Raw genomic sequence first — 1,152 nt, forward strand, 5'->3', positions numbered from 1 at the left:
ATATGAAGAGCGCCAGAGCGGCATCAGCATACAGGAGGTTGCGGGCGGTTTTCAGTTTCGCACAAGGCCCCAGGTGGCTGTCTGGGTGAAAAAGCTCAAAGGCACCAGACCCGGATCCCTGTCTCCGGCGGCGCTCGAAACGCTGGCGATCGTTGCCTACCGGCAGCCGATTGTGAAAGCGGAAATCGAAAGCGTTCGGGGTGTTGATGTCAGTGCGCCGCTCAAGGGCCTTCTGGAAAAGAAACTGATCCGCATCGTAGGGCGCAAGGACGTACCGGGAAAACCGATCATCTATGGCACCACGAAGAAATTCCTGGAAGTCTTCAATCTCAAGGAACTGGCGGACCTGCCGACCATGAGGGAACTGACCGAAATTACCGAACAGCAGGGAATGCTTGACCTGGAAACTCTTGAGGAAAACACCGGCGGACAGGAAGCAATTCCTCAGGAATCCGCCGGGGAGGAGATTTCCGAGGTCATTTCCGAGGTCATTTCCGAGGATGACATCGATTCATGAAAGAACGTCTTCAGAAGATTATAGCCGCAGCGGGCATTGATTCGCGACGCCATGCCGAGATACTGATTACATCAGGGCGTGTTAGCGTCAATGGAGAAATTGTAACCGAACTGGGCGTCAAAGCTGATCCCCGAAAAGACGTTATCCGGGTTGACGGCAACACCATTTCCCTGGAAACAACCCGCTGCTACATTGCGCTGCATAAACCGGCGGAATATGTCACAACAATGTCCGATCCGCAGAAAAGACCAACCGTTGCGGACCTGGTCAAAGACGTCCCGGAAAGGGTTTACCCGATCGGACGGCTTGACTATGATTCTTCAGGGCTTTTACTTTTGACCAATGACGGAGACTTTGCGCAAAAGATTCAACATCCCCGTTTTCAGGTCCCCAAAAACTACCGTGTTAAGATTTCCGGCCGTTTAAACAAAGAGGAATTAAAACAAATCATAAACGGCGTCAAATTGCCGGATACGGTATTCAAACCGGAAAATTTGAATATCGAAAAGATCAATGACAAAAGCACCTGGCTCAGCCTCACACTGCGTGAGGGAAAAAACAGAATTATTCGGAGGGGATTTGAGGCCGCCGGCCGTCAGGTTACCCGTCTGGTGCGGGAATCCATAGGCAAAATC

At 51.6% G+C, this 1,152-nt stretch carries 2 protein-coding genes; both read left to right on the forward strand.

What is annotated here, in order from left to right:
* Positions 1-517 (forward strand): SMC-Scp complex subunit ScpB (gene scpB, locus CVU71_18740; GenBank protein ID PKN16433.1); only part of this gene is annotated, 517 nt, incomplete at its 5' end.
* A partial coding sequence (locus CVU71_18745) for a pseudouridine synthase (protein PKN16434.1) occupies positions 514-1,152 on the forward strand: 639 nt, incomplete at its 3' end. The genes scpB and CVU71_18745, both read left to right, overlap by 4 nt.

The organism is Deltaproteobacteria bacterium HGW-Deltaproteobacteria-6, assembly GCA_002840435.1.
Taxonomy (GTDB): Bacteria; Desulfobacterota; Syntrophia; order Syntrophales; family Smithellaceae; genus UBA8904.